Origin of the sequence: Mucilaginibacter sediminis, from assembly GCF_051903035.1 — a bacterium.
GTDB lineage: Bacteria > Bacteroidota > Bacteroidia > Sphingobacteriales > Sphingobacteriaceae > Mucilaginibacter.
Genome location: NZ_CP170602.1, coordinates 211,064 through 234,785, shown reverse-complemented (window position 1 = coordinate 234,785; position 23,722 = coordinate 211,064). Strand labels below are relative to the sequence as shown.

The following is a 23,722-nucleotide window of genomic DNA, read 5'->3' as shown; positions in this document are numbered from 1 at the left end:
ATGTCCACGGTAATTAAAGTTGAAGCCCTTTCGAAAGCTTACCAGCTGGGAGAAATCGGGACGGGTACCATATCCAGGGACCTGGAGCGCTACTGGGCCAGGGTCCGCGGTAAAGAAGACCCTTTTTTGAAGATCGGTGAGATTAACGACCGCTCCAGGAAAGGAGAAAGCGATATTGTGTGGAGTTTAAAAGATATTAATTTTGATATTGAGCAAGGCGATGCGGTTGGTATTATCGGCCGCAACGGCGCAGGCAAAAGCACCCTGCTTAAGATTTTAAGCCGGGTTACCGCGCCGACATCGGGCACGGTTAAAATAAGAGGCCGGATAGCCAGCTTGCTGGAAGTCGGCACCGGATTCCATCCCGAGCTGAGTGGCCGGGAGAACATCTACCTGAATGGTGCCATCCTGGGCATGAGAAAAGCCGAAATCAGGCGCAATTTCGACGAAATTGTAGATTTTTCGGGGGTGGAAAGATATATCGACACTCCTGTAAAGCGTTATTCGTCGGGCATGTATGTCCGGCTGGCATTTGCGGTTGCCGCCCATCTCGAAGCGGAGATCCTGATTGTAGACGAAGTTTTAGCCGTCGGCGACGCCGACTTTCAAAAAAAATGCATCGGAAAAATGGGCGAGGTGAGCAAGGGAAAAGGCAGAACCATATTGTTCGTCAGCCATAACATGGCGAGTATCAGCCAGCTCTGCCAGAAGGCTATATTGCTGAACAACGGGCAGCTGGAGCGGTTGGGGCCTGCGTCCGCCGTCATCAATGACTACCTGAAAACCGGCAACAGCCGGCCCGGGGCTTTATTCAAAGTAAATAAAGGATTATCCGTATCGCTGCTGGCGGCGGATATCATTAATGCGGCAGGCAAACCTACCGATGAAGTCAGCATTCAAAACAACTTTACCATCAAAGTTACCTATCAGGTGCGCCTCCCTCAAAAAGAGGTCGTATGCGCGGTCGGCATTATGCATCAAAGTATCCCGGTCACCACTACCTGGACAACACCTGCCAGTCTTTCTGAAGGTATTTACCAGAGTTTTTTTTATATGGATACCCTGCGCCTGGCCATTGGCACCTATACGGTCGGCATTGGCCTGTCCATCGCCAAAAACACCATCCAATATATCGGTGACGCGCTGATATTTACGGTCGGGCTGGACCAGTCTTCAAACCCGGATATCGTCAGCTATGAAGTCAATACGGGCTTAATTATCAATCAGATGAAATTTGAAACAATCAGGACTGATGAAGCGGGTGCTTAACGCGCTACGGTCGCGTCTTCGTTTATTGGCGGCCAAAAGGCCGGATACTTTCCAGCGTACCTATGCCCAGTGCGGTGAAGACCGGATACTGCTAACCATTTTCCAGGCCCTGGGCATTGAAAAGCCCTCTTATATTGACGTCGGCGCCAATCATCCTGCCAATCTGAACAATACTTACCTCTTCTACCTCCAGGGATCAACCGGGATCAATGTGGAAGCAGACCCGGATTTACTGGAGGCTTTTAACAGGCAGCGCCCGCGCGATGTGAATATCAATGTCGGCGTCGGCCTGGAAGCGTCAGACACGCTCGATTTTTTTGTGATGTCGAACCGGGTGCTCAATACGTTCTCCAGGGAAGAAGCAGACCGTATAGCTGCCTACGGCACCTATACGGTCCAGTCGGTCAGAAAAATCAAGGTAGTCCCCCTGCAGACTATTGTCGACACCTACTTCGCGATGGGGAACGGCCCGGATTTTATTTCCATTGACGTGGAGGGACTGGATTATGAGATCCTGAAAACCTTAGATCTGTCAAAATATACCCGAACTGTTTTCTGCGTGGAAACGCTCAGTTATACGGAAGACAATTCCGCTGCAAAAAACGAAGCTATTGCCGCGTATTTTGCAGCAAATGGCTTCTTCGTTTATGCCGACACCTATATTAATACGATTTTTATCAGCAGCATGTACTGGCACAGCCGGGGGAAATCACAGGCAATGCAGGAACAGGACAAATCCAGTGCCTCTTAACCGGTTATTGCCGCTTTTTATTTGTTTAGCCAACGGCCCAGCAGGATTACCAGGTATTACCCACATCAGAAACTTCAGCAAATGCATATCATGACCATTTTCCTTGACCGGCTGAGAGGCTTTTACCACGCTAAAAAAGACAAAACCGAAAAATGGAAATCCTTCAAAAAAGAGTTTAACCTGCTGAAGAGGCTCGATAAGTCCGGGCGCTTCAAGCAGGACTGGACTGATATTTACCCCTGTCTTGATGATAAAACGGACTTAACCTATTTTGAAGGGCACTATACCTACCATCCCGCCTGGGCGGCCCGGGTAGTTAAAAAAATCGCGCCGGCGGTACATGTTGACATATCGTCGACGCTACATTTCTGCACCGTGGTTTCGGCCTTTCAGCCTGTAGAGTTTTATGACTACCGGCCCGCTCCGTTGCAGCTGGATGGGCTGACAACGGGAAAAACGGACCTGACCAACCTCCAGTTCGCAACCGGCAGCATCCATTCGTTGTCCTGCATGCATACGATCGAACACATTGGTTTGGGCCGGTATGGAGAAAAAATTGATCCTGATGCCGATTTGAAAGCGATCGAAGAGCTAAAAAGAGTAGTGGCCCCGGGCGGGAACCTGATCATCGTTGTCCCGACAGGTATTCCGAAACTGGCTTTCAACGCACACCGGATTTATTCGTATCAGCAGGTTTGCAGCTACTTTGATTCATTTACGCTAAAAGAATTCTCGCTCATTCCGGATAACTACCTGGAGGCCGGCATGATCCTGAACGCATCGCCCGGTGATGCCGATCAGCAACACTGGGGCTGCGGATGTTTCTGGTTTGAAAAACCATGATAGGAATAAAAATACAGGGTAGATTTGGGAACCAGTTGTTTCAGTATGCCTTTGCCTATGCGGCGGCGAAAAAATTAAGGACCACTTTCTACATGGACCAGCGTGAACAGGAAGTGATGATACAGGATTACTTTGATATTCCATTCAGCTTCAGCATATTTTTTGAACGGCGGGTATTCCGGATCAGGGGCTTCCGCAATTTCTTTACCGTTTTTCTGAAGGAGAAATTTTACCGTTTGCTGCAAAGATATACCGCGTACAGTAAAGCCGCCTTCCCGGCGGATGCCGAAAAAAACGAGGTCATTTCCCGGATACAAAACAACACCTTTTTCGAAGGCTACTTTCTTTCCGAGGATTACTTCCGGGAGTACGGTGACGACCTGCGGGAATTCTTCCGGGTAAAGCAACATTTCAGGACGGCATACCAGAAAAAATACGGGCAGCTCTTCAGCGGAAAAAAGATCGTTGCCGTCCATATCCGTAAATCTGATTACCTGAATCTCGGCCATCTGAACCTCGGCGGCAGCGACCTGTCTTTACCCATGGACTATTACCACCATATCCTGGCATCCCTACAGGCTGTAGATACCCTTTTTGTCTTCGTCAGCGATGACACCAGCATGATCACCGGTGAATTCAGCTATATCCCAAACAAGCTGGTTTCCGCCAGCGACATGATCAGCGATTTCCAACACCTGCTCAACGCCGACATCTGCGTTATCGCCAACAGCACTTTTAGCTGGTGGGGAGCCTGGTTGAACACCAAGCCGCACAAAAAAATATACGCCCCCGAACATTTCATGGGGCACATCATCGACGAGCCCTGGCCGGACGGTATCTATCCCCCGGACTGGGAACTGGTCAATGTGAACAAAACGATTAACCCATGCTGACATGCCTGCGTTTTACAGACCAGGCAGGTAACCGCGCCAAATGAAAATCAACTATATCCACACCGAAGCTATCCACAATCCGGCCGCTGCGGCCGAGGTACTGCCCTACCTCTTCCAGCTATTAAAACCACATTCCGTCGCTGATATCGGTTGTGGCACCGGAAGCTGGCTTAAGGTCGCGCGGGACTTGGGCGCCAAGAAGATCAGGGGTATTGACGGGATCCATGTCGACCGTGACATGCTTTGTATCCCCGAAGATGCATTTGTACAGCATAACCTGACATTCCCTATACAGGCCGACATGAAATACGACCTGGCAATTTGCCTGGAGGTGGCCGAACACCTGCCGGAAAAAAATGCAGACCAAATCGTCAGCGTGCTGACGGACTTCAGCGATATTATTTTGTTCTCCGCCGGCATACCCGGCCAGGGTGGGCAGTTCCACATCAATGAACAGTGGCCGGCCTACTGGCAGGCTAAATTTAAAGATCATGATTTTTTGGCGGTTGACAACCTGCGTCCGGTCTTTTGGAACAACCCCAGGGTAGACTGGTGGTACAGGCAAAATATGCTCCTGTATGTAAAAAAAGACCTGATACCGCAGCTGGGTTTCCAGGCCACAGCAGCTGTTCCAGCCTATGTCCACCCGGAGCTGCTCCATTTAAAGCTGGACATGCAGCGGGAAAGCCAGGGCCACATCGCTTACCTGGAGGGCATCATCGACAAGGAACTGAACCATCCCCGCGTGATACCGGCACTCAGGAGACTGATTAAGTCGATCATCAGATAAAAATGGGAAGGGACGGCATTTCGGTCATCATTTGTTGTTACAACAGCGCGCTGCGCCTGCCGCAAACCTTAAGGCACCTGGCCCAACAGGAAGTTCCCGCGGAGCTGGCATGGGAGGTTATCCTGGTCGACAATGCTTCGACTGACCATACAGCGGCTGTTGCCAGCCGGGAATGGCAGCAATACGCGCCCCCCGGGGTCAGGTTTGAAATTATCCCTGAAACCATGCCGGGTTTGAGCCACGCAAGGGAAAAAGGAATACGGTCGTCCCGCTTCACTTATATGATCTTTTGCGACGATGACAACTGGCTGGACCCCGCCTATTTGAAAACCGCCTACGCCGCTATCAGCACCAACCAGGCAATAGCCGCGCTCGGCGGTCAAAGCACCGCGGTGTCAGATATCCCCTTACCCGGATGGTTTGCCGGCTCTGCCAGTAATTACGCGGTTGGCCGGCAGGCGGACACCGCTGGGGACGTTTCGCGGCGGAAGTATTTATGGGGAAGCGGCATGGTGGTGCGGAAGGCCTTATACCAAAAGGCATTCGAAGAATTCCCTTCGCTGCTGACCGGCCGCAGGGCGGACGAGCTAAGCTCCGGTGAGGATTCCGAAATGTGCATGCGTTTTCTATTAATGGGCTACCGGCTCTACTATGTTGACACGCTCCTTTTTAAACATTACATCACCGCGGAACGCCTGACGGCCGCCTACAATCAAAGACTCATGGAGGGATTTATCCGGGCACATGACATCCTGAAAATCTACGCGAAAGTCATAGACTTTGAAAACCTGCTGTTTACCAGAAAAATCAGCATCCTGATCAAATCGGCCGTCCGGCTGTTTATCAAAGCTGCCATGGGGATTAAGCGGCGGAGCACCGCAGAAGAAAAAGAAAATATCTTTCTGACCGGCGGTTACCGGTTTAAATCAATCGCACCGGACATCGTGCGCATCAAAGCCCTGACGAGGCGCCGTTAATGCGATACCTTCATTTATAAACTCATTTGGCAAGCAATAATATCAGGTTTTCGGTCATTATCCCGACATACAACTCCGGGCGCACGCTGAAACGCTGCCTGGACAGTATTGTCAGCCAGCGCTATGACCGCTTTGAAATATTACTGATTGACGGCGCGTCTACCGATGACACCCTGGGGATTATCACCGATTACCGGCAAAGGTATCCCTTCATTCATTACCGGTCCGGGCCGGACCGGGGGATATACGACGCGATGAACAAAGGCATCGATATAGCTGCGGGCGACTGGTTATATTTTTTAGGCAGTGATGACACCCTGTATAACGACGGGGTACTGGCTGCGGTTGCCGGAAAGATTGATGAAGGACAGGGGGAAGTGATATACGGCAGCGTGGTCATGCGCGGTCAGAATAAATGGAACCTCGACAATGTTGTCTTTGACGGGGAGTACACCATGCCGAAATTCATCGACAGGAATATCTGCCACCAGGCCATTTTCTACAAGGCGACGCTGGTGAAAACGGCCGGTTATTTCAGTTTAGAATACATCACGAATGCTGATTTTGATTACAATCTCCGCTGTTACGCCAGGTCAGCTTTCGTGTATGCCGATCTGATCATCGCCAATTTCCACGTCGGCGGTCAAAGCTCCCATACCGAGGATCACCTTTTTCACCGGGACCGCGGAGCCTTGCTGACGAGATACTTTGGCAGCAGGATCTACAGCCCTTCATTTACCGGGGCGAGGCTATACCTGAAACGGGCGGCGCTGGCCCCGGCTTCACCGCTGGGATTTCCCGGCCGCATTTATTGCCTGGGGGCATACCTGGTGCTGAAGATCCGGTCTATGTTTAATCCCGGGTAACCCTTTGTGACGATGCATAAAATCCGCCATATCTACTTGTACCGCATTTTAACCAGGCTGGAGAAAATCATTGCCGCCGGCCTCGGAAAAGGCTACGGCGCCGCGAGTCTAGCGCAGGAAACCCGGCTGCTTCTGAATTTCCTCGACAACCCGGGCCTGGCGATCGATATCGGCGCCAATACCGGCGAGTACACTGCAAAACTGAGGTCGCTTTTCCCGGCAACGGAAATACACCTCTTCGAGCCGTCTGCATTAAACCAGGAAAAGCTCCGCAAACGCTTTGACGGGGCGGGCAGCATCATCCTGAACCAGCTGGCCCTGTCTGATCTGGCCGGCGACGCCCGGCTTTATTACGACACACCGGGCTCCGGGCTCGGCAGCCTGAGCAAAAGGGACCTCAGCCATTTCAATATACCGTTTAATTTATCTGAAGCAGTCCGGACCATGCGGTTTGAAGACTACTGGACCGGGCAGCTCAGGTCCCGGGACATCGACCTGGCGAAAATCGACGTGGAAGGGCATGAACTCTCCGTTCTGGCCGGGTTTGGCGCCGCTATCCGCCGGACCAGGGTGATCCAGTTTGAATTTGGCGGCTGTAATTTAGATACCCGGACGTTTTTCAGGGACTTCTGGTATTTTTTTAAAGATCACGATTTTAAAATGTACCGGGTTACCCCTTTCGGGCTCCAACCCCTCGCAAACTATGCAGAAACAGAGGAGACATTCCTGACGACCAACTATTTATGTATTAATAAAGCTTCCAGCTAAAGCTCCTTTTTTCCACCTGTAACCATTGAAAGCCACGCCCGTGCTCCTGCTCATTTTTAACCGCCCGGATACTACGCGGAAAGTATTTGAGGAGATCCGCAGGCAACAGCCCCAATATTTATTTATCGCGGCCGACGGCCCGCGCGCGGGTAAGGCCGATGATATCCGGCTTTGCGCGGAAGCAAGGGAAGCCGTTTCCCGGATCGACTGGGACTGCGAACTAAAGACCTTGTTCCGGGCCGTAAACCTGGGTTGTGGCGCCGGACCGGCGGCGGCCATCAGCTGGTTTTTTGAACACGTAGCAGAAGGTATTATTTTAGAGGATGACTGCATCCCCAACGCCAGTTTTTTCGAGTTCTGCGGAACGTTGCTGGAAAAATACCGCTCCGATCCGCGCATCATGATGATCTGCGGAACGAGTTACCAGCCGAAGGCCCTCAATGCCGATACCTATTATTTCTCCAGGTACCCGCATGCCTGGGGCTGGGCTACCTGGAGCAGGGCCTGGGCACATTATGCCTTTAACCTTGACCGGGAAAGTGAAATGACCCGGTCTGCGGTTGTCCGGCAAACTTTTACACACCCGCGTGAACGCAAGCTTTGGATCCATAACCTGAAACATATTACCAACGGGCTTGATGCCTGGGATTACCAGTGGATGTACTGGATATGGAAGAACAACGGACTTTGTATAACACCATGGAAAAACATGGTTTCGAATATCGGCTTTGGTCCGCAGGCGACACATACCTATGATGCGGGCTCAGCGCAGGCCCGCATGACGCAGCACGACATTGCGGATATCAGGCATCCGGAAACGGTCCGCGTCCATGCCGCAGCAGAACGGTATGAGCGTTTTCATATCCTGATCAGTTCCGACGGACAGTACTTCAGGCAGCGGCTTTTAGCTGCAGTCAGGCGGGTGCAGCGGATCATCTTTAAACGACATGGACAATAATCAGGCTGTCATTATCATACCGGTATATAAACCGGAGCCCAACGAGAACGAAATACGCTCGCTGCGGCAGTGCTGCTGCGTCCTGAAAGCACACCCGATCATTTTTGTGGCGCCGGAAAGTTTAAATACGGCCGCCTACAACCGTATCTGCAGCAGCTACCGGCTACCTTTTACACAGGTCCGCTTCGAAGACCGGTTCTTTGCCGGGATTACCGGTTATAATCAACTCATGCTGTCCCCATTTTTTTATAAAGCGTTTCTCGGCTACCGGTTCCTGCTGATCTACCAGCTCGATGCCTTCGTGTTCAAAGACGAACTGTCCTACTGGTGCCGGCAAAACTATGATTTTATCGGCGCCCCTCATCTGCCCCACGAAAACGCACCGGAGGAGATCCGTTTCCTGCAGGGCTATTCCCGGATACTCGGCCGCCTGAACGGGATTTTTCAGACGAACCACCGGATCAGCAATGTCGGTAACGGCGGATTTTCGCTGAGAAAGACCCGTACCTGCTACTGGCTGCTCCGCCTGTTGCCGGGGAAAGTGAAGCATTGGGGAAGCAACAACGAGGACGGTTTTTTTAAATACTGGGGAAACCTGCTATATCCCCTTTTCAGGCTGCCCCCGGATGAGGTCGCGCTGCGCTTTTCCGTGGAACAATCCCCGCAGGAATCGCTAAAAAAACTCGGCTTTGTACTACCCTTTGGCTGTCATGCTTTTGAAAAGCATGAGCCTGAAACCTGGCGGCCTTATATCACTGCCGAGCCATGATTTTTAATGACACAAGCAACATTCAATCCGTTGAAAATTAAATTGCCGGACCTGGCGGCTTACCGGGCAGCATTTGTCCAAAAAGGCGTCGCATACCCCCTCGCCGCTTCGGCTTCCCGCCCGGAAGGGCTGCTGCAGCATCTGCCTATAGCCCTGGAGGGCAAATCGGGATGGCCCTGGACAGCAGAAGTCAGCCCCGCCCAATATGACCAAAGCATACGGTGGCCCAAACTGACCATTGTGACACCATCCTATAACCAGGCCGGTTTCATCGAGGAGACCATCAGGGCCGTGCTTTTGCAAAATTACCCTAACCTCGAATATATCGTCATTGACGGTGGCAGCACAGATGGCTCAGCCGGGATTATCAAAAAATATGAGCCCTGGCTGAGCTATTGGCAAAGCCAAAAGGACGGGGGACAGGGCAATGCCATCAACCTTGGATTCAGCCTGGCTTCGGGTGAGTACCATGCCTGGATCAACAGTGACGATTATTACCTGAAAGGGACTTTTGCCAAAGTCGCCCGGCGCTTCCTGTCCACCCGGGCCCAGTTTGTCTATGGCTATTCCTTAGACCTGGACACCGCGTCGCAGCAATTTAAAAAACCGGCCAAAGTACTCCCCTTTTCCGACTATTTTAACAGGCTCCCCGGGCTTCCGCAGCCCTCGTGTTTCTGGGCTGCCGCTATCCATCAGCCCATCTGGGAAGAACTGCACTGCGCGCTGGACTACGAGCTCTGGCTGCGTTTGGTCAAGGGCAGGAAAAGAAGCCGGATCAAAGAGCCTTTATCCGTGGCCAATTCGCATGCCGATGCCAAGACCTCCGACCCAAAAATGAAAGAAAAATGGCTGCATGATCATGAACTGATCTGCAGCCCCGAAGCCCATGGCCCGGTTCCGGACTGGAACAAAATCGTTTTTATCAACCGGTTACGCTTAAAATTATACCGGTGGCTGGGTTTAAATTAAAAGCAGCGATGCCGCACCAAATTACGAAACCCTCCAAACCTTCAGCAAGCAGATGATAGGTATCACCATCGATTGCCGGCTGGGCAACCAGCTATTTCAGTATGCGTTCATCAGGGACCTGTCGCAGCAACTGAACACCCCGTTCTTTGTCAACGAGGCCATGATGGCTTTTACCGCAGCCGACTATTTTGAGTTCGACGGCTATCACCCAGCCGCCAACTTCTGGAATAAACTGTATTTCAAGCTGCGGTACGGCAGCCCCTTCAAAAGCCTGCAGAGCATAGCCCTGGACCATTACCAGGAAGATGAATTTGCCGCGTTGCCGGATGGCCGGATATACCGCGGTTACTTCCAGTCGGAAGTCTTTTTTAAAAATATACGATCTGCTATTCCTGCCTACATCAGGGTCAAAGAGCGCCATGCAGCACGCTTTAAAAAGAAGTATGCCCAGGTATTCGCTGACGGACCGGTCATTGCGGTACACATCAGGCGGGGCGACTATTTGAACCTGAATAGCTGGTGGGAGGAAAATCTCGGGAGCACCGACCTGACGCTTTCTGTCAGTTATTACCGGCAGTGCCTGGGGCAGATCAGTGACCTTGGAAAGTACCGCGTCATCTTTGTAAGCGACGATATTGAATTTGTCCGCTTAAATTTTGCAGATGTCAACAATGCAATATTCGCAGGAGACGACCTGATTATGGATTTTCAGGTGCTGATGAATGCCGATATCTGTATTGTCGCCAACAGTTCTTTCGCCTGGTGGGCTGCCTATTTAAACCCCAAGGGCCATAAAAGGGTTTATTGCCCGCGGTACTGGCTGGGCTTTAAAACCGGTAAACAATATCCTGCTGACATCATTCCCCCGGCATGGATCCAGATCGACGTGGCCACGGATGATGCGGCAGGCCCGGCAGGGGGTACCGAAAAATGAGCTTATTCACCTTCATCTTACAGGGAAATCAATGGGTTTTATAAGATTTTTACTGGCCTGCGCCGTAGTGCTCTGCCATACCAGCACGATTATGGGCTATTCGCCGGTTTCAGGCAACCTGGCTGTCCAGTGTTTCTATATTATTTCGGGCTTTTATATTGCCATGGTACTGACTGAAAAATATAACCGCCCCGGCGGCAATTACCAGTTTTACGTCAACCGGGCGTTGAAGATCTATCCGGCGTACTGGCTTATCCTGGTATTGCTGGTTGGCTGGAGCATCATCGTTTACTATTTTCATTATCCTGGTACGCTCGATTTTTATACCCGGTATGCCCATCCTACGCTACCGACCCTGTTGTACCTGGTGCTGGCTAACCTGCTGATTATCGGGCTCGACTGGACATTCTTTTTCGGGATCCACCAAAACGGCGGGCTATATTTCACCAATGACTTTAACAAGACCCGGCCTTCGGTTTATAATTTCGGGTTCAACAGCATCGCCTGGACCGTCGGTGTGGAACTGGCATTTTACCTGTTCGCGCCCTGGCTCAGCAAACGCAAATACCCGGTGCTGCTGCTGCTGTTTTTGGCGAGCCTCTGTCTGCGGTGCATACTGGCCGGACAGTATACAGACCGCATGCCCTGGAACTATATGTTCTTTCCAACCCAGCTGATGTTTTTTATCGCGGGTATCTTCTCTTACCGTTTTTACACCCGGTATGTTAAAAATAAAGCGGGTTTATGGATGCAGTTTGTGCCCTACGGCCTTTTAATAGCGGTTGTATTATTTTATTACCAGTTTTTCCCGGAAACTTACCTGAAACAATCACTGTTATTCCTCAGCGTGGCGGTCTTCATGCCATTTGCCTTTGAAGCCACGAAGAAAAGCCGGGCCGACCGTTTTTTAGGGAACCTGTCGTACCCGGTTTATATCAGTCAAAGCTTCGTGATCAAATTTGTTTTTGCCAGGCGGTTTCCGAAGATCATTGACCTGGGATTTACTTCCCTGCTGACCGTGATCCTGCTGGCGCTGCTGATTAATATACTACTGATGGAGCCTATTGAAAAGCTCAAAGCAAAAAGACTAAACCGTTTGCATGCCCCTGCCGCCTAACCAGCACAACATTCCCGAACAGCTGCCATGCGCCCTGCTCGTGCCCTGCTTTAATGCAGCGCGCTATATCGGCCAATTCCTACAAAACCTTTCGGCACTGCACAGGCCTTTTGACGAAGTTATTTTTTTTGACGACGCCAGTACGGACGGCACCGCGGAATTATTAACAGCCCGCGGGTTCCGTGTCATCCACGGTAAAGAGAACCGGGGCCCCGGGTTCGCCCGTAACCGGCTTGCCGAAGCGGCTTCCAGTCCCTATATCCACTTTCATGATATTGATGACGAGTTCAACCCGTCTTTTTTAATATTGACCGGCAGTAAACTGGCATCTGCCGACGTTGTTCTGGGGTTCGCAGACTGGATCGACGCCGCGACCAGACAGCCCGTTATTCAATGGCGGTATGAAGAAGGCGGGATCGCAGCGGACCCGCTGGCTTACTTTGTCTGCCACCCGCTGGGTGTTATCAATACCGTTTACAAAAAGGCTGCGTTCCTCGCGGTGCAGGGTTTCAGCGAAAATATCAACTGCTGGGAAGACGCAGACCTGCATATCCGCCTGGCGGCTTCCGGGGCAAGATTCGCGCTGGTCACTGAAGTTTTAGCCTACTCCCTGCGGCATGACCGGGGCATCAGCCGGGACCAGTCCCGCTGCTGGCATTGCCGGCTGCTGTTCCTGGACAGGTACCTGGCAGCTTACCGCAACCAGGTCGGTGATGAAATTTTTACCAATGAACTTCAAAGAGCCAAAAACGGCCTGCTGCATACCGGAGCTTACCGGTATCTCGGTGAAGTCATCAGCATAAAAAAAAAGCACCACCTGCCCCTTGAAACGTTTAACATCGCTGTCCTTCACCACTTGAGCAGGCTCCTGCCCCCGCGGGCGGTCAGCCTGCTGGTCAGGTCTGCGGTTTACCTGAAAAAAAAGTTTCCATCTTGACCCGCAACATTTTTTATTGGAGCAAAAGGCGGCTGATCGCCTGCCTGACCCGTAACCCTTACCGCGTAGCCGCATTTAAAGAATTGTACCGTGCGGAGCCGGGGGCGCCGCTGGATATTCCGGAAACAAGCACCGGCATTTTACTGAGCGAACCGGGAGGCGTTATCGGGTATTACCGGGAGCCAAAGTGCCTCAACGGCCCAATTCATCTAAGGTACATGGGTAAAAAACCAAGATACCAGGCCTCAGGCATTTTCAGGGAGCCTGACCGTTATGTTTACAGCATGGCGGATGCAGGTATCGTTGGCCAGCTGGGATTGGTCTACGACGGAGAAAAAAGAAGCTTTATTGATGAATCTGCCCGGGAATGGCTGGACAATATCGAATTGTCCCCTTATGTGAACGCCTTCCGTTTACCGGTCAAAACCGGCCTCGGCGGTATCACCCTTTCTTTCCTGACCATCGGCGCCGACGGCGGGTTTTATCATTTCCTGCTGGAATCCATCGTGAAAGCAGGTATGTACGGTTCCTTGCTGGCGCAGGCCGATCACCTGCTGTTCAACGGACCGGTGGCGGACTGGAAACTGAAGTGGCTGAACAGGGCCGGGATGGATACCTCAAAAATCATCTGGATGGACGGCCGCAGTCATTATGAATGCCGGCAACTCCTGTTTACGAACCGGCTGATCGCCGACCAGCAGATCGGCCCCTGGTGCCTGAACGCGTTGAAAAAGATATTTGAAATCCCGGAAGTACAGCTCCCCGGCCCGCCGGAAAAAAAAATAATCCTGATCAGCAGGAAAGGGCTTAAATCCAGGGAATTGGTATGGGAAAACGAAATCCTTGCCCGGTTCCCGGAAATTGAAAGTGTTGATTTTTCGCAGCTGGATACTGCTGAAACCATTGCGGCAATGCAAAATGCCACCCATGTGATCGGCCCTCACGGGGCTGGCCTGTCCAATATCTACCTGTGCAGGCCCGGCACGAAAATCCTGGAAATTTATCCCGGCGACGTCAGTTTTCAGCCCTGCTACCAGCGGATTGCTGCTGTCTGCAGCCTGGATTACGCGCTGATGTACCTCAATTTCAACCAGCAACACGACCCGGCCATGGGTTTGAATACTTTTGCCGAACAGTTTTTACAATTCACATGCTAAAGTTCCTGTCACGATTGCGCGTCATGGTCCTGAGAAGTTTCGGGATTATCATTCATAAAGATACGATGCTATGGCCCCATACCTTTATCAGCAAAGGTTTCGCAAACGGAAAGCAAGGCCGCGTCAGTATCGGCGACCGCTGCGAACTGTCAAGTGGAACAGTCTTAAAAGCTTATGGCGGAAAGATCGAAATAGGCAGCCATACCTTCCTGGGTGAATATGTCATTATTTATGGTCATGGCGGGGTGGAAATTGGAAGCAATACGCTGATCGCCATGCATACTTGCATTGTCAGTGCCAACCATACCATTCCTGACAGGAAGACCCTGATCCGTTCTGAACGAGATATCCTGTTACCTGTCAAAATCGGGAATGACGTATGGATCGGCGCGGGAGCCAGGATCCTGGGGGGCGTAACAATCGGGGACGGCTGTGTTATCGCTGCGGGTTGCGTGGTATCGAAAAGCCTACCCCCATATGCTATTGCCGCAGGCGTCCCGGCCAGGATAATCCGTTTCAGAAATGACTGATTTCATCTCTGTAATTATCCCGACCTATAACCCGGCCCCCTCCCGGCTGCGGCAAACGATTGCAGGGTTAAAAGCACAGAACCTTCCACCGGAAGACTGGGAGCTGATCCTCGTTGATAACAACTCAACCGTGGCCGTAGCGGCCGATTTAAGCTGGCATCCGCAAAGCAGGATCATCCGGGAAGAAAAACAGGGCCTCTCTCATGCCCGGCTGAAAGGGTTTGACCAGGCCAGGGGCAATATCATTATCATGGTGGATGACGACAATATTCTTGGCCGGGACTACCTCCGCAATACCCTCGCCATATTCCGGGAAAACAGCAGCCTGGGTGCGATCGGAGGAAAAACATTGCCACAATTTGAAGTTCAGCCCCCCCGATGGGTCGCCGAATTTTACGGAAATCTTGCGCTCCGGGACCTGGGAACAGCTCCCTTGGTCAGCAGCTGGGACCACACCTATCCGGTTTCGGCACCGATTGGCGCCGGGATGGGTATCAGAAAGGCTGCGCTGGCCGCTTACCTCGCTAAAATACAGGCAGGGACAAGCGCGATCGCAGACAGGACCGGCAACACGCTCAGCTCCGGCGGGGACAATGACCTGGTGCTGGAGATCCTAAAATCGGGCTGGCAGGTTGGTTATTTTCCATCCCTGTCCCTGGTGCATATCATACCGCAGCAGCGGATTCAGGCAGCCTACCTGGCGCGGCTGCTTAACGAAACCAACCGTTCCTGGGTAGAAGTACTGGCGAAACACCGGATCAATCCATGGGAAAGCATCCATCCATGGACCGTCCCTATCCGGAAAATCAAGGCATGGTTCCGCTACCGGGCATGGCAGCACCCGTCCGCTTATATCAAATGGCGGGGAGCCTGCGGGTTATTCGACGGATTAGCTATCATCAAAAAAAATGCCCAGACATAACCATGCCATAGACATGCTCAGGTTTTTTGCCGCCCTGGGCGTGGCGCTGTTTCACCTGAACCAGGCCATAACAACGCAGGATAACTGGTACCGGCACACCGTCAGGCACGGCTCCCTGGGTGTCCCCGTATTTTTCGTCGTTAGCGGTTATTGCATTATCCTGTCCGCTCAAAACGGCGGTAATACCTGGGATTTCCTGCGCAGGAGATTTTTCCGTATTTATCCGGCTTACTGGGTCAGCCTGGCCGTTGTGCTGGCCGCGGCATTTTTTCAAAAGCTTTATATCGGTTCCAATGCCGTTCATTTCCTGCCCAGAAACCCGGCCGGGGTTGTAACCGCGATCACATTGACGACAGCACCGCTTTCTTCCACCCCGACGATCAACTGGGTCTACTGGTCCTTAACCTGTGAGCTGCTGTTTTACCTTGTCGTGTCCCTGACTCTTCCCTTTGATAAAAAGCGGATGATTTATTTCCTGACCGGCATTTCCCTTTTATCGGCCTTGATCCCGGAACAACATACCGGGTTGTTGTTTTTTTTAGATCACTGGCCGGCATTCGGGATGGGCATCAGTATTTATTATTTGTTCGGGTCCGCAAATCTATTGTCCTGGTGCCGGGCCACCGGGTTAACCCTGATCAACCTCTTCGGGTTATGGAGCAAGTTTGGTACACACCCGGAATATATCGCGGTAGCCCTGGTCGCTTTCGGCCTGATCATGCTCAGCAACAAAATCAAGGTTCCCGCAAACCGGTTTGCGTCCTGGGGGCAGTATTCGTATTCGGTATATTTAATCCATGTACCTGTGGGCGTATTCATACTTGGGCTCTTCGAGGCCGAAGCCATTAAACAACATCCTTTTTACAACCTGGTGTATGACCTTTCGGTTTTCACCCTGATTGCTATCCTCGCCCGGGTCATGTTTACCCGGGTTGAAGTACCTGCGATTGCATTCGGCAAAAAAAGTTTAAAAAAATGAAGACGCACCTGATTCAGTCCGTCATTGACACCCTTTACCGCCATCCCCTGTCCGCACTCAAACGACTGGCAAAATTCGGCGGGTACTTCAGCTACAGGCGAATGCTGTATAACCAGAGGCTGATGGAAAAAGCGGCGGTGCATTTACCTCCCGTCCATACCGCAGCCGACGGTTTGCCGGTCTACTTCCTCACCGGCAAAAAGTACCTTTACCAGACACTATTCTGTATCGCGTCTTTGACCCGCCACAGTACCGAAAACTTCCATTTTATCCTGGTCGACGACGGAACTTTTGACGCCCCCTTGATCGGCCTGGTCAACAGGCAGCTCCCGGGTGCAACGATCATAACCCGCGATATCGTGGAGCACAACCTGGAACGGCACCTGCCGGAAAGCCGCTACCCCTGCCTGAGAAACAAGCGGGCGGAGTACCCGCACATCAAGAAGCTCACCGATATCCATACGTTGCCCGGTCGAAGCTGGAAACTGGTGATCGATTCTGATATGCTATTCCAGGACGAACCTGCTGCCATGATCAGCTGGTTGAAAAAACCCGATATGCCCATCCACATGAAGGACTGCCAGGAGTCCTATGGGTACTCCCGCGGGCTGATGGAACAATTGGCCGGTGCCAAGATACCGCCGCTGCTGAATGTTGGGATCATTGGCCTGAACAGCGCACAGGTCAACTGGGACAAGCTGGAGACCTGGGTCAGCATACTGGAAGAAAAAGAGGGAAAAACGTATTACCTCGAGCAGGCGCTTTCCGCGATGCTGGTCGGCACCTGCCCCGCGGTCCTGTTGCCGGCTGACCGGTATATCGTCAACCCCGGAACCGGGGAAATCCTCAATGGAACCGGCATTTTACATCATTATGTAGACCTTTCGAAAAAAGGCTATTTTAACCTGGCCTGGAGGAGGTTTATCCCGTGAACAGCCGCCTGATTTCCATCTGTATGCCTGCGTATAATGCTGGCGATTATATCCTGCAGTCGGTCGGGTCCGTTATCAGCCAGTCCTACCCCAACTGGGAACTCATTATTGTCAACGATGGGTCGACGGATCAAACGGCAAGCATCCTGGAGGGTATTTCAGATAAGCGGATAAAGGTTTATCACCAGCAAAATCAGGGACAATGCGCGGCGGCAAACCGGGCATTCCGTCTTTCAGGCGGCTCACTGATCAAATTTATGGATGCAGATGACCTGCTGTCGCCGGATTTCCTGCGTGCCCAGGCGGCGGTTCTGAACAACGAAGATTTTGATATTGCTTATGCATCCTGGGGCCGGTTTTACGACGGCGATCTGTCGACGTTTAAGCCCGAAACCGGGTCAGTGCGGGGTGATATGCAGCCCTTCGCCTGGTTGATGGCATCGATGACCGGCCGTGAGGTTATGCTGCAATGTGCGCTGTGGCTTATTCCAAGGCCCTTGCTGGACAAAGCCGGGCTGTGGAATGAGCAGCTTTCCCTGATCAATGATTTCGAGTTTTTTATCCGCGTATTGCTCAACTCGAAAAAACTGAAGTATGCCGAAACTGCTGTATTGTATTACCGCAGCGGACTGGCCGGCTCCCTGTCATCCGGAAATTCAGCAAAAGCCGCCATCTCGGCCTTCCGGTCGATTGACCTGGGCACGGGCCACCTCCTGCGCTATTCCGATACCCCGGAGGTAAAACAAATAGCCGCCGACTGTTTCCGGCGCTTTACCTTTACCTTTTACCCGGACTACCCGGAGCTCATTAACCAGGCCGAACAACGGATAAAAGCACTTGGCGGTTCGGAACTTCCTTTTTCCGCGGGTGGGGCTACCAGGATTCTTGCAGCACTAATAGGCTGGAAAGCAGCAAAAAAAATCAAAAAACACCTTCAGCAAAAACCTTCCTGATGCCTGTCTGCAGGATATACCTGTTCACGTACAAACGAAACCATTTACTGCCCCGTGCAGTAACCAGCCTGCTCAACCAGACTTTGACGGATTGGGTTTGCGAGCTGCATAACGACGACCCCGCCGACGGATTCCCTGCTCAATATATCAGTTCCCTGAAAGATGACAGGTTCGTGTTCCACGGCCATGCGGTCAACATGGGCGCCATCGGGAGTTTTAACCTCGCATTCTCAGGCTGCAAAGAGCCTTATGCCAGTATACTGGAAGATGATAACTGGTGGGAACCCGCGTTCTTGTCAACAATGATTGCTCTGCTGGATAAGCAGCCGGGTATCAACGTCGCCTGGAGCAATATGCGGCTATGGCAGGAAAAGACCGGCAACCGATGGGAAAATCTTAACCGGACCATTTGGCCCGCCGGAGATCAAACCAGCCTGTTTTCATGGCCTTCAGCACGACAGTCCATCGCTGCGCTTCATTCCAACAGTGGACTGTTGTACCGGACCGGCGGCGCCGCGGCTTATATTGTCCCCGAAAATGTGCTGCTAAACGCCGTAGAACTCGTCAGGGAACGTTCATTCGAACATCCTTTATGCCTTTGTCACCAGCCGCTCGCAAATTTCGCCGTTACCCTCGAGACCAACCGGACAGATGACCCGTATACCTGGATAGCGACCCAGGTCATGCTCCTGGCCAGCTTTATCGATACGGCTGACGACCGGGCGGGGGCATTCCGGGAAAGCTTAAGGTTCTGGCGCCAGCAGACACCAAGCCCGGTGGCCAACTTTTTTTTAGCGAACAAACTCCTTATCCGGGATAAAAAATTAAACCGGTTATTTACGCTCTCCGATTGGTTCATGACCGGCAAATGGTTGTTGAGAAACGGTCACCGGCTAGCTTATATCAAAAAATACCTCCGTTCCCAGTCGGATACCTATGATTTCCTTTTACAGAAAACCAGGATGCGGTACCGGGAATCCAAACAAAAAAAATCGCATTGAAAATTGCCATCATCGTTAACCCGCTTATCCCCGTCCCTCCCGAGCAATACGGTGGCATAGAGCGCATCGTATTTATGCTCATACAGGAACTCACTCAAAAAGGCCATGTGGTGACGCTCTACGCCCACGAAAATTCCGGGCCAAATTGCCAGCTTGTCGGTTACCGCGAGTCTGCCACATATGGCATCAGGGATTTCATCCGGATCAACAGCCTGACGGCAGGAATTGCGTTTCAACGGTTCGACCTGGTGCACACTTTCGGCCGGATGAGCAACATTGCTTTCCTGATGCCGCTCGGGCTGCCCAAAGTCGTTTCCTACCAGCTTCCGCCGACCGTTGCACAGGTAAAAAAGGCCATCCAAATAGCCCGGAAAAACTCCTTGCATTTTACCGCCTGCAGTGATCATATTGCCCGGCAGCTGGGCGGCATCGCCAAGGTCACAACCATATACAACGGCGTCGGGATGGATGACTATGCTTTTAACGGCCAGGTCCCACCGGATGCACCGCTGGTATTTCTGGGTAGGATACAACAGGAAAAGGGTACGGATATCGCTATTCAGGTCGCCTTAAAAACAGGGCGGCGATTAATTATCGCGGGTAATATCCCTGACGAGCGACATCACCGGCAATATTTTGAGGAACAGGTCGCCCCCTTTATTGACCGGCAGCAGATCCGGTATATCGGCCCGGTCAATAATGCCCAGAAAAACGAATTGCTCCGGAACGCGCGCGCTATGCTGATGCCGGTAACCTGGGATGAACCCTTTGGCATTGTCATGGCGGAAGCGCTGGCCTGCGGAACGCCGGTCATCGGTTTTAACCGGGGTGCGGTGCCGGAGGTCATTACCAACGGCATCAACGGTTTTGTATGCGAAACCCTGGAAGGGATGATTACCGCGGTTGACCGGTCGGGCGAAATAGACCGTCGGAAATGCCGGGCTGTTGCCGAAGAAAGGTTCAGTTCAGGTGTATTGGCCGGCCAGTATGAACAACTTTACCGCGAAATTACCGCCAGGCATTGAAGCACATCACCTTGATTACGACAGGCCAGCCGACAACCAATCCCAGGCTGGTGAAAGAGGCCGAAACCTTAAAGGCGCTTGGCTACCAGGTAAAAGTCATCTATTGTTTTTACCAGGCCTGGGCAGAAAAATTCGACCGGGAAATAACTGCGCGCGAGCCCGGCATGTACATTTGCTGCGGGGGTGACCCGGTGCAGCAAAAATGGCTTTATTTTAAAACCCGCCTTCGCCAGAAACTTTGCACCTTGCTTTTTAAATACCTGAAGAAGACGTGGATAGCCGAAAATGCGATCAGCCGTACGCACGCGGAGGCGCTTGTCGAAGCGAAAAAAATCAGGTCTGCTGTTTATATAGCGCACAACCTGGGTGCATTACCGGCTGCCATCCGGGCGGCAGCTTACTGGCAGTCAAAAGCAGGCTATGACGCAGAAGACATGCACTCCGGGCAGTTCAGCTCCACCAGGAATAACCTGTACCAGCTCAATAAATATATTGAAGAAAAATATTTTCCGCAGGCGGCTTACTTTAGCGCGGCGAGCCCGCTCATCGGGCGTTATTATGCGCGTTTGTATCCTTACCTGAAGCCAGTCGTTATCAATAATGTGTTCCCGAAAACAAAACTTGTTATCCGGGAAAATTATAAGAAAGGCGGGCCGCTGAAGCTATTTTGGTTTTCACAGACCATCGGCAGCGACCGGGGCCTTGAACTGGTTATCAAAGCCATCAGTCAAACCGGCGGTTTTGTCCAGCTGCATTTACTGGGGCATTGTGCAGCGTCCGACCGGCAGTTACTGCTCGGCCTGGCCGGGAAACTGGGCCTCCGCGGCGATCAGCTCCACTTTCATAAGCCCATCGCTGCCGCCGAGTTGTTTACCTTCGCTGCCCGGTTTGATATTGGCTTGGCCAGCGAAACCGGTTCCACGCTGAACCGCGACATTTGCCTTACCAACAAAATATTCACCTACCTGCAATGCGGGCTGGCCATCCTGGCAAGCGATACCCAGGCCCAGCAGCTTTTTATGCAGCAATACCCGGCATCAGGGCAGCTATACGATAAAAACAACGAAGCTGCCTTAACGGGGTTGCTGAAGCATTATGCGGAAAACCCGGCTTTGTTATACCAGACGAGGCTGGAGAATTACCGCCTAGGGCAAACAGCGCTAAACTGGGAGGCGGAAAGCCGGATATTCATCCAACAGATCCAGCACCTATAGCAATTTGAACAAACGCCTGCTCATCGTCTCTCCCTATTTCCCCCCGGTAAACGCCGCGGATATGCAACGGGTACGTATGAGCCTGCCCTATTTTGAAGCCAACGGCTGGGAAGCCGAAGTTATTACGGTGGATCATCAATACAGCGACCTGCCCGCAGATGACTTGCTTTTACAAAGTATCCCAACGCCAATCAGGATCCATACGGTTAAAGCGTTAAAAAAAAGCCTGACATCCAAACTGGGGCTGGGCAGCATTGCTTTACGGTCATTGTGGTTTTACAGGCAAAAAATAAAGGAGCTTTTAAGCATACAGCCCTACGATCTGATCTATTTTTCGACCACGCAATTCCCGGTTTGCATTTTGGGGGCTTATTTTAAAAAACGTTATGGAATCCCCTACGTCATTGACATGCAGGACCCCTGGTTTTCTGACTATTACGAGGACAAGCCCAAAGCGCAAAGGCCGCCCAAATACTGGTTCTCCTATCACCTGAACAAATACCTGGAACCCATGGCCATGAACAGCGTAGATGGCCTCATCAGTGTATCCGCTCATTATATCAGCGACCTGAAAGAACGCTACCCGGCAATTCAGGACATTCCATCAGCAACCATCACTTTCGGGGCGTTTGAGCCGGATATGCACCTAGCAGAACAGAACAGGGATACTTTTCCAAACCTGCTCGATTCAACCTACATCAATATAGTTTACATCGGCCGCGGTGGTGCCGACATGCACCCGGCGGTTATCCCACTCTTTAAAGCCCTCAAATCAGCATTGGATCAAGGCAACGAAGCTTTCAAATCATTACGTTTTTATTTTATCGGCACGAGTTATGCACCCAACGGGCAGGGCAAGCCAAGCATTTTACCGCTTGCCCGGCAACTGGATGTTGCCGAAAGCGTAATTGAAATTACCGACAGGATAAGCTATTATCATGCATTAATAACCCTGCAACAGGCCGATGCCTTATTTATCCCGGGCTCAGATGACCCTAAATACACGGCTTCAAAAATTTATCCGTATTTACTTACCCCCAAACCATTATTAGCTATATTTAACAAGGCAAGCTCGGTAATCAACATTATGAAGGAATATGGCGTTAAGCAGGTATATGATTATGAAACGGTTACCGACGCCAACATCAGCACATTTTTATCTTCCCTGACCAACGGCAGCCCGGAACCGCCCCAATATCATGCCGGGGCCGTAAATAAATATTCGGCCAAACAAATGACCATCAACCAATGCAAACTTTTTGACAGCGTTACCGGTGGGAAAAATTAAAAGAACATTCGGTTTTATCTTCAGCCATCCTTTAGGTAAAAGGCATCCGCTTAAAGCCTTTATCCGTTTTTTAACCTGGCAGGCGCAAAGCAGCATGCAACCGGCTAAGTTTATAGTGAAACCCTATATTGCCGGTATCAATTTTTATGCGCGCAAGGGCCTTACAGGTATTACAGGCAATATTTATACGGGTTTGCATGAGTTTGATGACATGGCGTTTTTGCTGCATTTTTTACAACCCGGTGATGTTTTTTTTGACGTAGGCGCCAATGTGGGGTCGTACACCCTATTGGCTTCAGGCGTATGTAACGCCAAAACTTTTGCCATCGAGGCATCGGCCAATACGGCGGCCCTAACCGCAAAAAACATCAGCTTGAATCAACTGGAGCGTAAGGTTACTTTAATCAACGCGGCCGCAGGCGCCAAGGAAGGCCTATTAACTTTTTCAAAAAACGAAGACACCACCAACCACATTATCAGTGCCGGTGAAAGCCAGGCAACGGATGTAGAAACGGTCAATGTGATCAGCGTTGATTCTATCAGCCTTACTGATAAACCTGCCCTCATAAAAATTGATGTGGAGGGCTTTGAAACCGAAGTGTTAAAAGGAATGACCGGCACCCTAAAGCTGCCTATACTTAAAGCCATCATTATTGAATTGAATGGCAGCGGTTTACGCTATGGTTTTAATGAGGATGATATTCACCAAGCACTTTTGTCAGTAGGTTTTAAGCCATACCAATATGATCCTTTTCAACGGGAATTACATTTGATGGATTCATTTGGCAGTTACAATACCATTTATTGCCGCGATGTGGCATTTATAAAAACACGTGTAAAAGCGGCAAAGGGATTTAAAATCATGGGCGAAACGATTTAA

25 protein-coding genes are annotated in these 23,722 nt (G+C 51.4%); all 25 read left to right on the top strand.

The features are described 5' to 3' along the window. The 25 genes from ACFGVS_RS00955 to ACFGVS_RS00835 all read left to right on the top strand — a co-directional run bounded on the left by ACFGVS_RS00955 (position 1) and on the right by ACFGVS_RS00835 (position 23,722). On the top strand, positions 1–1,269 hold the full coding sequence (locus ACFGVS_RS00955; protein WP_439697079.1) for an ABC transporter ATP-binding protein: 1,269 nt from the start codon (positions 1–3) through the stop codon (positions 1,267–1,269). Further along, entirely contained in the window at positions 1,253–2,020 is a 768-nt protein-coding gene (locus ACFGVS_RS00950; protein ID WP_439697078.1) for an FkbM family methyltransferase, read from the top strand. Before ACFGVS_RS00955 ends, ACFGVS_RS00950 begins: the two co-directional genes overlap by 17 nt. A gap of 90 nt (positions 2,021–2,110) precedes the next feature. Continuing rightward, positions 2,111–2,863, top strand: a complete 753-nt coding sequence (locus ACFGVS_RS00945) for a DUF268 domain-containing protein (protein WP_439697077.1) — start codon at positions 2,111–2,113, stop codon at positions 2,861–2,863. Further along, positions 2,860–3,756 carry an alpha-1,2-fucosyltransferase gene (locus ACFGVS_RS00940; RefSeq protein ID WP_439697076.1) on the top strand — a complete coding sequence of 299 codons (897 nt, stop codon included), beginning with the start codon at positions 2,860–2,862 and terminating at the stop codon, positions 3,754–3,756. The genes ACFGVS_RS00945 and ACFGVS_RS00940 overlap by 4 nt, the downstream gene beginning before the upstream one ends. A gap of 40 nt (positions 3,757–3,796) precedes the next feature. After that, positions 3,797–4,546 (top strand): class I SAM-dependent methyltransferase, encoded by a 750-nt coding sequence (locus ACFGVS_RS00935; protein WP_439697075.1) that lies wholly within the window; start codon positions 3,797–3,799, stop codon positions 4,544–4,546. Between the two features lie 2 nt (positions 4,547–4,548). Next, positions 4,549–5,523 carry a glycosyltransferase gene (locus ACFGVS_RS00930; RefSeq protein ID WP_439697074.1) on the top strand — a complete coding sequence of 325 codons (975 nt, stop codon included), beginning with the start codon at positions 4,549–4,551 and terminating at the stop codon, positions 5,521–5,523. A gap of 26 nt (positions 5,524–5,549) precedes the next feature. Then, positions 5,550–6,389, top strand: coding sequence for a glycosyltransferase family 2 protein (locus ACFGVS_RS00925; RefSeq protein ID WP_439697073.1), 840 nt, complete (start codon positions 5,550–5,552; stop codon positions 6,387–6,389). A gap of 12 nt (positions 6,390–6,401) precedes the next feature. Beyond that, entirely contained in the window at positions 6,402–7,157 is a 756-nt protein-coding gene (locus ACFGVS_RS00920; RefSeq protein WP_439697072.1) for an FkbM family methyltransferase, read from the top strand. Between the two features lie 25 nt (positions 7,158–7,182). Then, positions 7,183–8,115, top strand: a complete 933-nt coding sequence (locus tag ACFGVS_RS00915) for a nucleotide-diphospho-sugar transferase (RefSeq protein WP_439697071.1) — start codon at positions 7,183–7,185, stop codon at positions 8,113–8,115. Continuing rightward, a complete protein-coding gene (locus tag ACFGVS_RS00910) occupies positions 8,105–8,884 on the top strand; it encodes a DUF5672 family protein (protein WP_439697070.1) in 780 nt (259 codons plus the stop codon). The genes ACFGVS_RS00915 and ACFGVS_RS00910 overlap by 11 nt, the downstream gene beginning before the upstream one ends. Before the next feature lie 6 nt (positions 8,885–8,890). Beyond that, positions 8,891–9,853, top strand: coding sequence for a glycosyltransferase family 2 protein (locus ACFGVS_RS00905; protein ID WP_439697069.1), 963 nt, complete (start codon positions 8,891–8,893; stop codon positions 9,851–9,853). Between the two features lie 52 nt (positions 9,854–9,905). Further along, positions 9,906–10,787 (top strand): alpha-1,2-fucosyltransferase, encoded by an 882-nt coding sequence (locus tag ACFGVS_RS00900; protein ID WP_439697068.1) that lies wholly within the window; start codon positions 9,906–9,908, stop codon positions 10,785–10,787. A 31-nt stretch (positions 10,788–10,818) separates the two neighbouring features. After that, positions 10,819–11,904, top strand: coding sequence for an acyltransferase family protein (locus tag ACFGVS_RS00895; RefSeq protein ID WP_439697067.1), 1,086 nt, complete (start codon positions 10,819–10,821; stop codon positions 11,902–11,904). Then, complete coding sequence (locus tag ACFGVS_RS00890) at positions 11,888–12,841, top strand: glycosyltransferase family 2 protein (protein WP_439697066.1); 954 nt, start codon at positions 11,888–11,890, stop codon at positions 12,839–12,841. The genes ACFGVS_RS00895 and ACFGVS_RS00890 overlap by 17 nt, the downstream gene beginning before the upstream one ends. Then, the gene (locus ACFGVS_RS00885) at positions 12,838–13,998 is read left to right on the top strand and encodes a glycosyltransferase family 61 protein (protein ID WP_439697065.1); all 1,161 of its coding nucleotides are present in this window, start codon (positions 12,838–12,840) and stop codon (positions 13,996–13,998) included. The genes ACFGVS_RS00890 and ACFGVS_RS00885 overlap by 4 nt, the downstream gene beginning before the upstream one ends. Beyond that, on the top strand, positions 13,992–14,528 hold the full coding sequence (locus ACFGVS_RS00880; protein ID WP_439697064.1) for an acyltransferase: 537 nt from the start codon (positions 13,992–13,994) through the stop codon (positions 14,526–14,528). Before ACFGVS_RS00885 ends, ACFGVS_RS00880 begins: the two co-directional genes overlap by 7 nt. After that, positions 14,521–15,450: a glycosyltransferase gene (locus ACFGVS_RS00875; protein WP_439697063.1), complete on the top strand. Its 930-nt coding sequence runs from the start codon at positions 14,521–14,523 to the stop codon at positions 15,448–15,450. Before ACFGVS_RS00880 ends, ACFGVS_RS00875 begins: the two co-directional genes overlap by 8 nt. Next, entirely contained in the window at positions 15,437–16,429 is a 993-nt protein-coding gene (locus tag ACFGVS_RS00870) for an acyltransferase family protein (protein ID WP_439697062.1), read from the top strand. The genes ACFGVS_RS00875 and ACFGVS_RS00870 overlap by 14 nt, the downstream gene beginning before the upstream one ends. After that, positions 16,426–17,361, top strand: coding sequence for a hypothetical protein (locus ACFGVS_RS00865; RefSeq protein ID WP_439697061.1), 936 nt, complete (start codon positions 16,426–16,428; stop codon positions 17,359–17,361). Before ACFGVS_RS00870 ends, ACFGVS_RS00865 begins: the two co-directional genes overlap by 4 nt. 23 nt (positions 17,362–17,384) lie before the next feature. Next, positions 17,385–18,314 (top strand): glycosyltransferase family 2 protein, encoded by a 930-nt coding sequence (locus tag ACFGVS_RS00860; RefSeq protein ID WP_439697060.1) that lies wholly within the window; start codon positions 17,385–17,387, stop codon positions 18,312–18,314. Then, positions 18,314–19,315: a glycosyltransferase family 2 protein gene (locus ACFGVS_RS00855; protein WP_439697059.1), complete on the top strand. Its 1,002-nt coding sequence runs from the start codon at positions 18,314–18,316 to the stop codon at positions 19,313–19,315. Before ACFGVS_RS00860 ends, ACFGVS_RS00855 begins: the two co-directional genes overlap by 1 nt. Next, the gene (locus tag ACFGVS_RS00850) at positions 19,312–20,340 is read left to right on the top strand and encodes a glycosyltransferase family 4 protein (RefSeq protein ID WP_439697058.1); all 1,029 of its coding nucleotides are present in this window, start codon (positions 19,312–19,314) and stop codon (positions 20,338–20,340) included. Before ACFGVS_RS00855 ends, ACFGVS_RS00850 begins: the two co-directional genes overlap by 4 nt. Further along, a complete protein-coding gene (locus ACFGVS_RS00845) occupies positions 20,337–21,554 on the top strand; it encodes a hypothetical protein (protein WP_439697057.1) in 1,218 nt (405 codons plus the stop codon). The genes ACFGVS_RS00850 and ACFGVS_RS00845 overlap by 4 nt, the downstream gene beginning before the upstream one ends. A 4-nt stretch (positions 21,555–21,558) precedes the next feature. Further along, entirely contained in the window at positions 21,559–22,842 is a 1,284-nt protein-coding gene (locus tag ACFGVS_RS00840; RefSeq protein ID WP_439697056.1) for a hypothetical protein, read from the top strand. Next, positions 22,829–23,722, top strand: a complete 894-nt coding sequence (locus tag ACFGVS_RS00835; RefSeq protein ID WP_439697055.1) for an FkbM family methyltransferase — start codon at positions 22,829–22,831, stop codon at positions 23,720–23,722. Before ACFGVS_RS00840 ends, ACFGVS_RS00835 begins: the two co-directional genes overlap by 14 nt.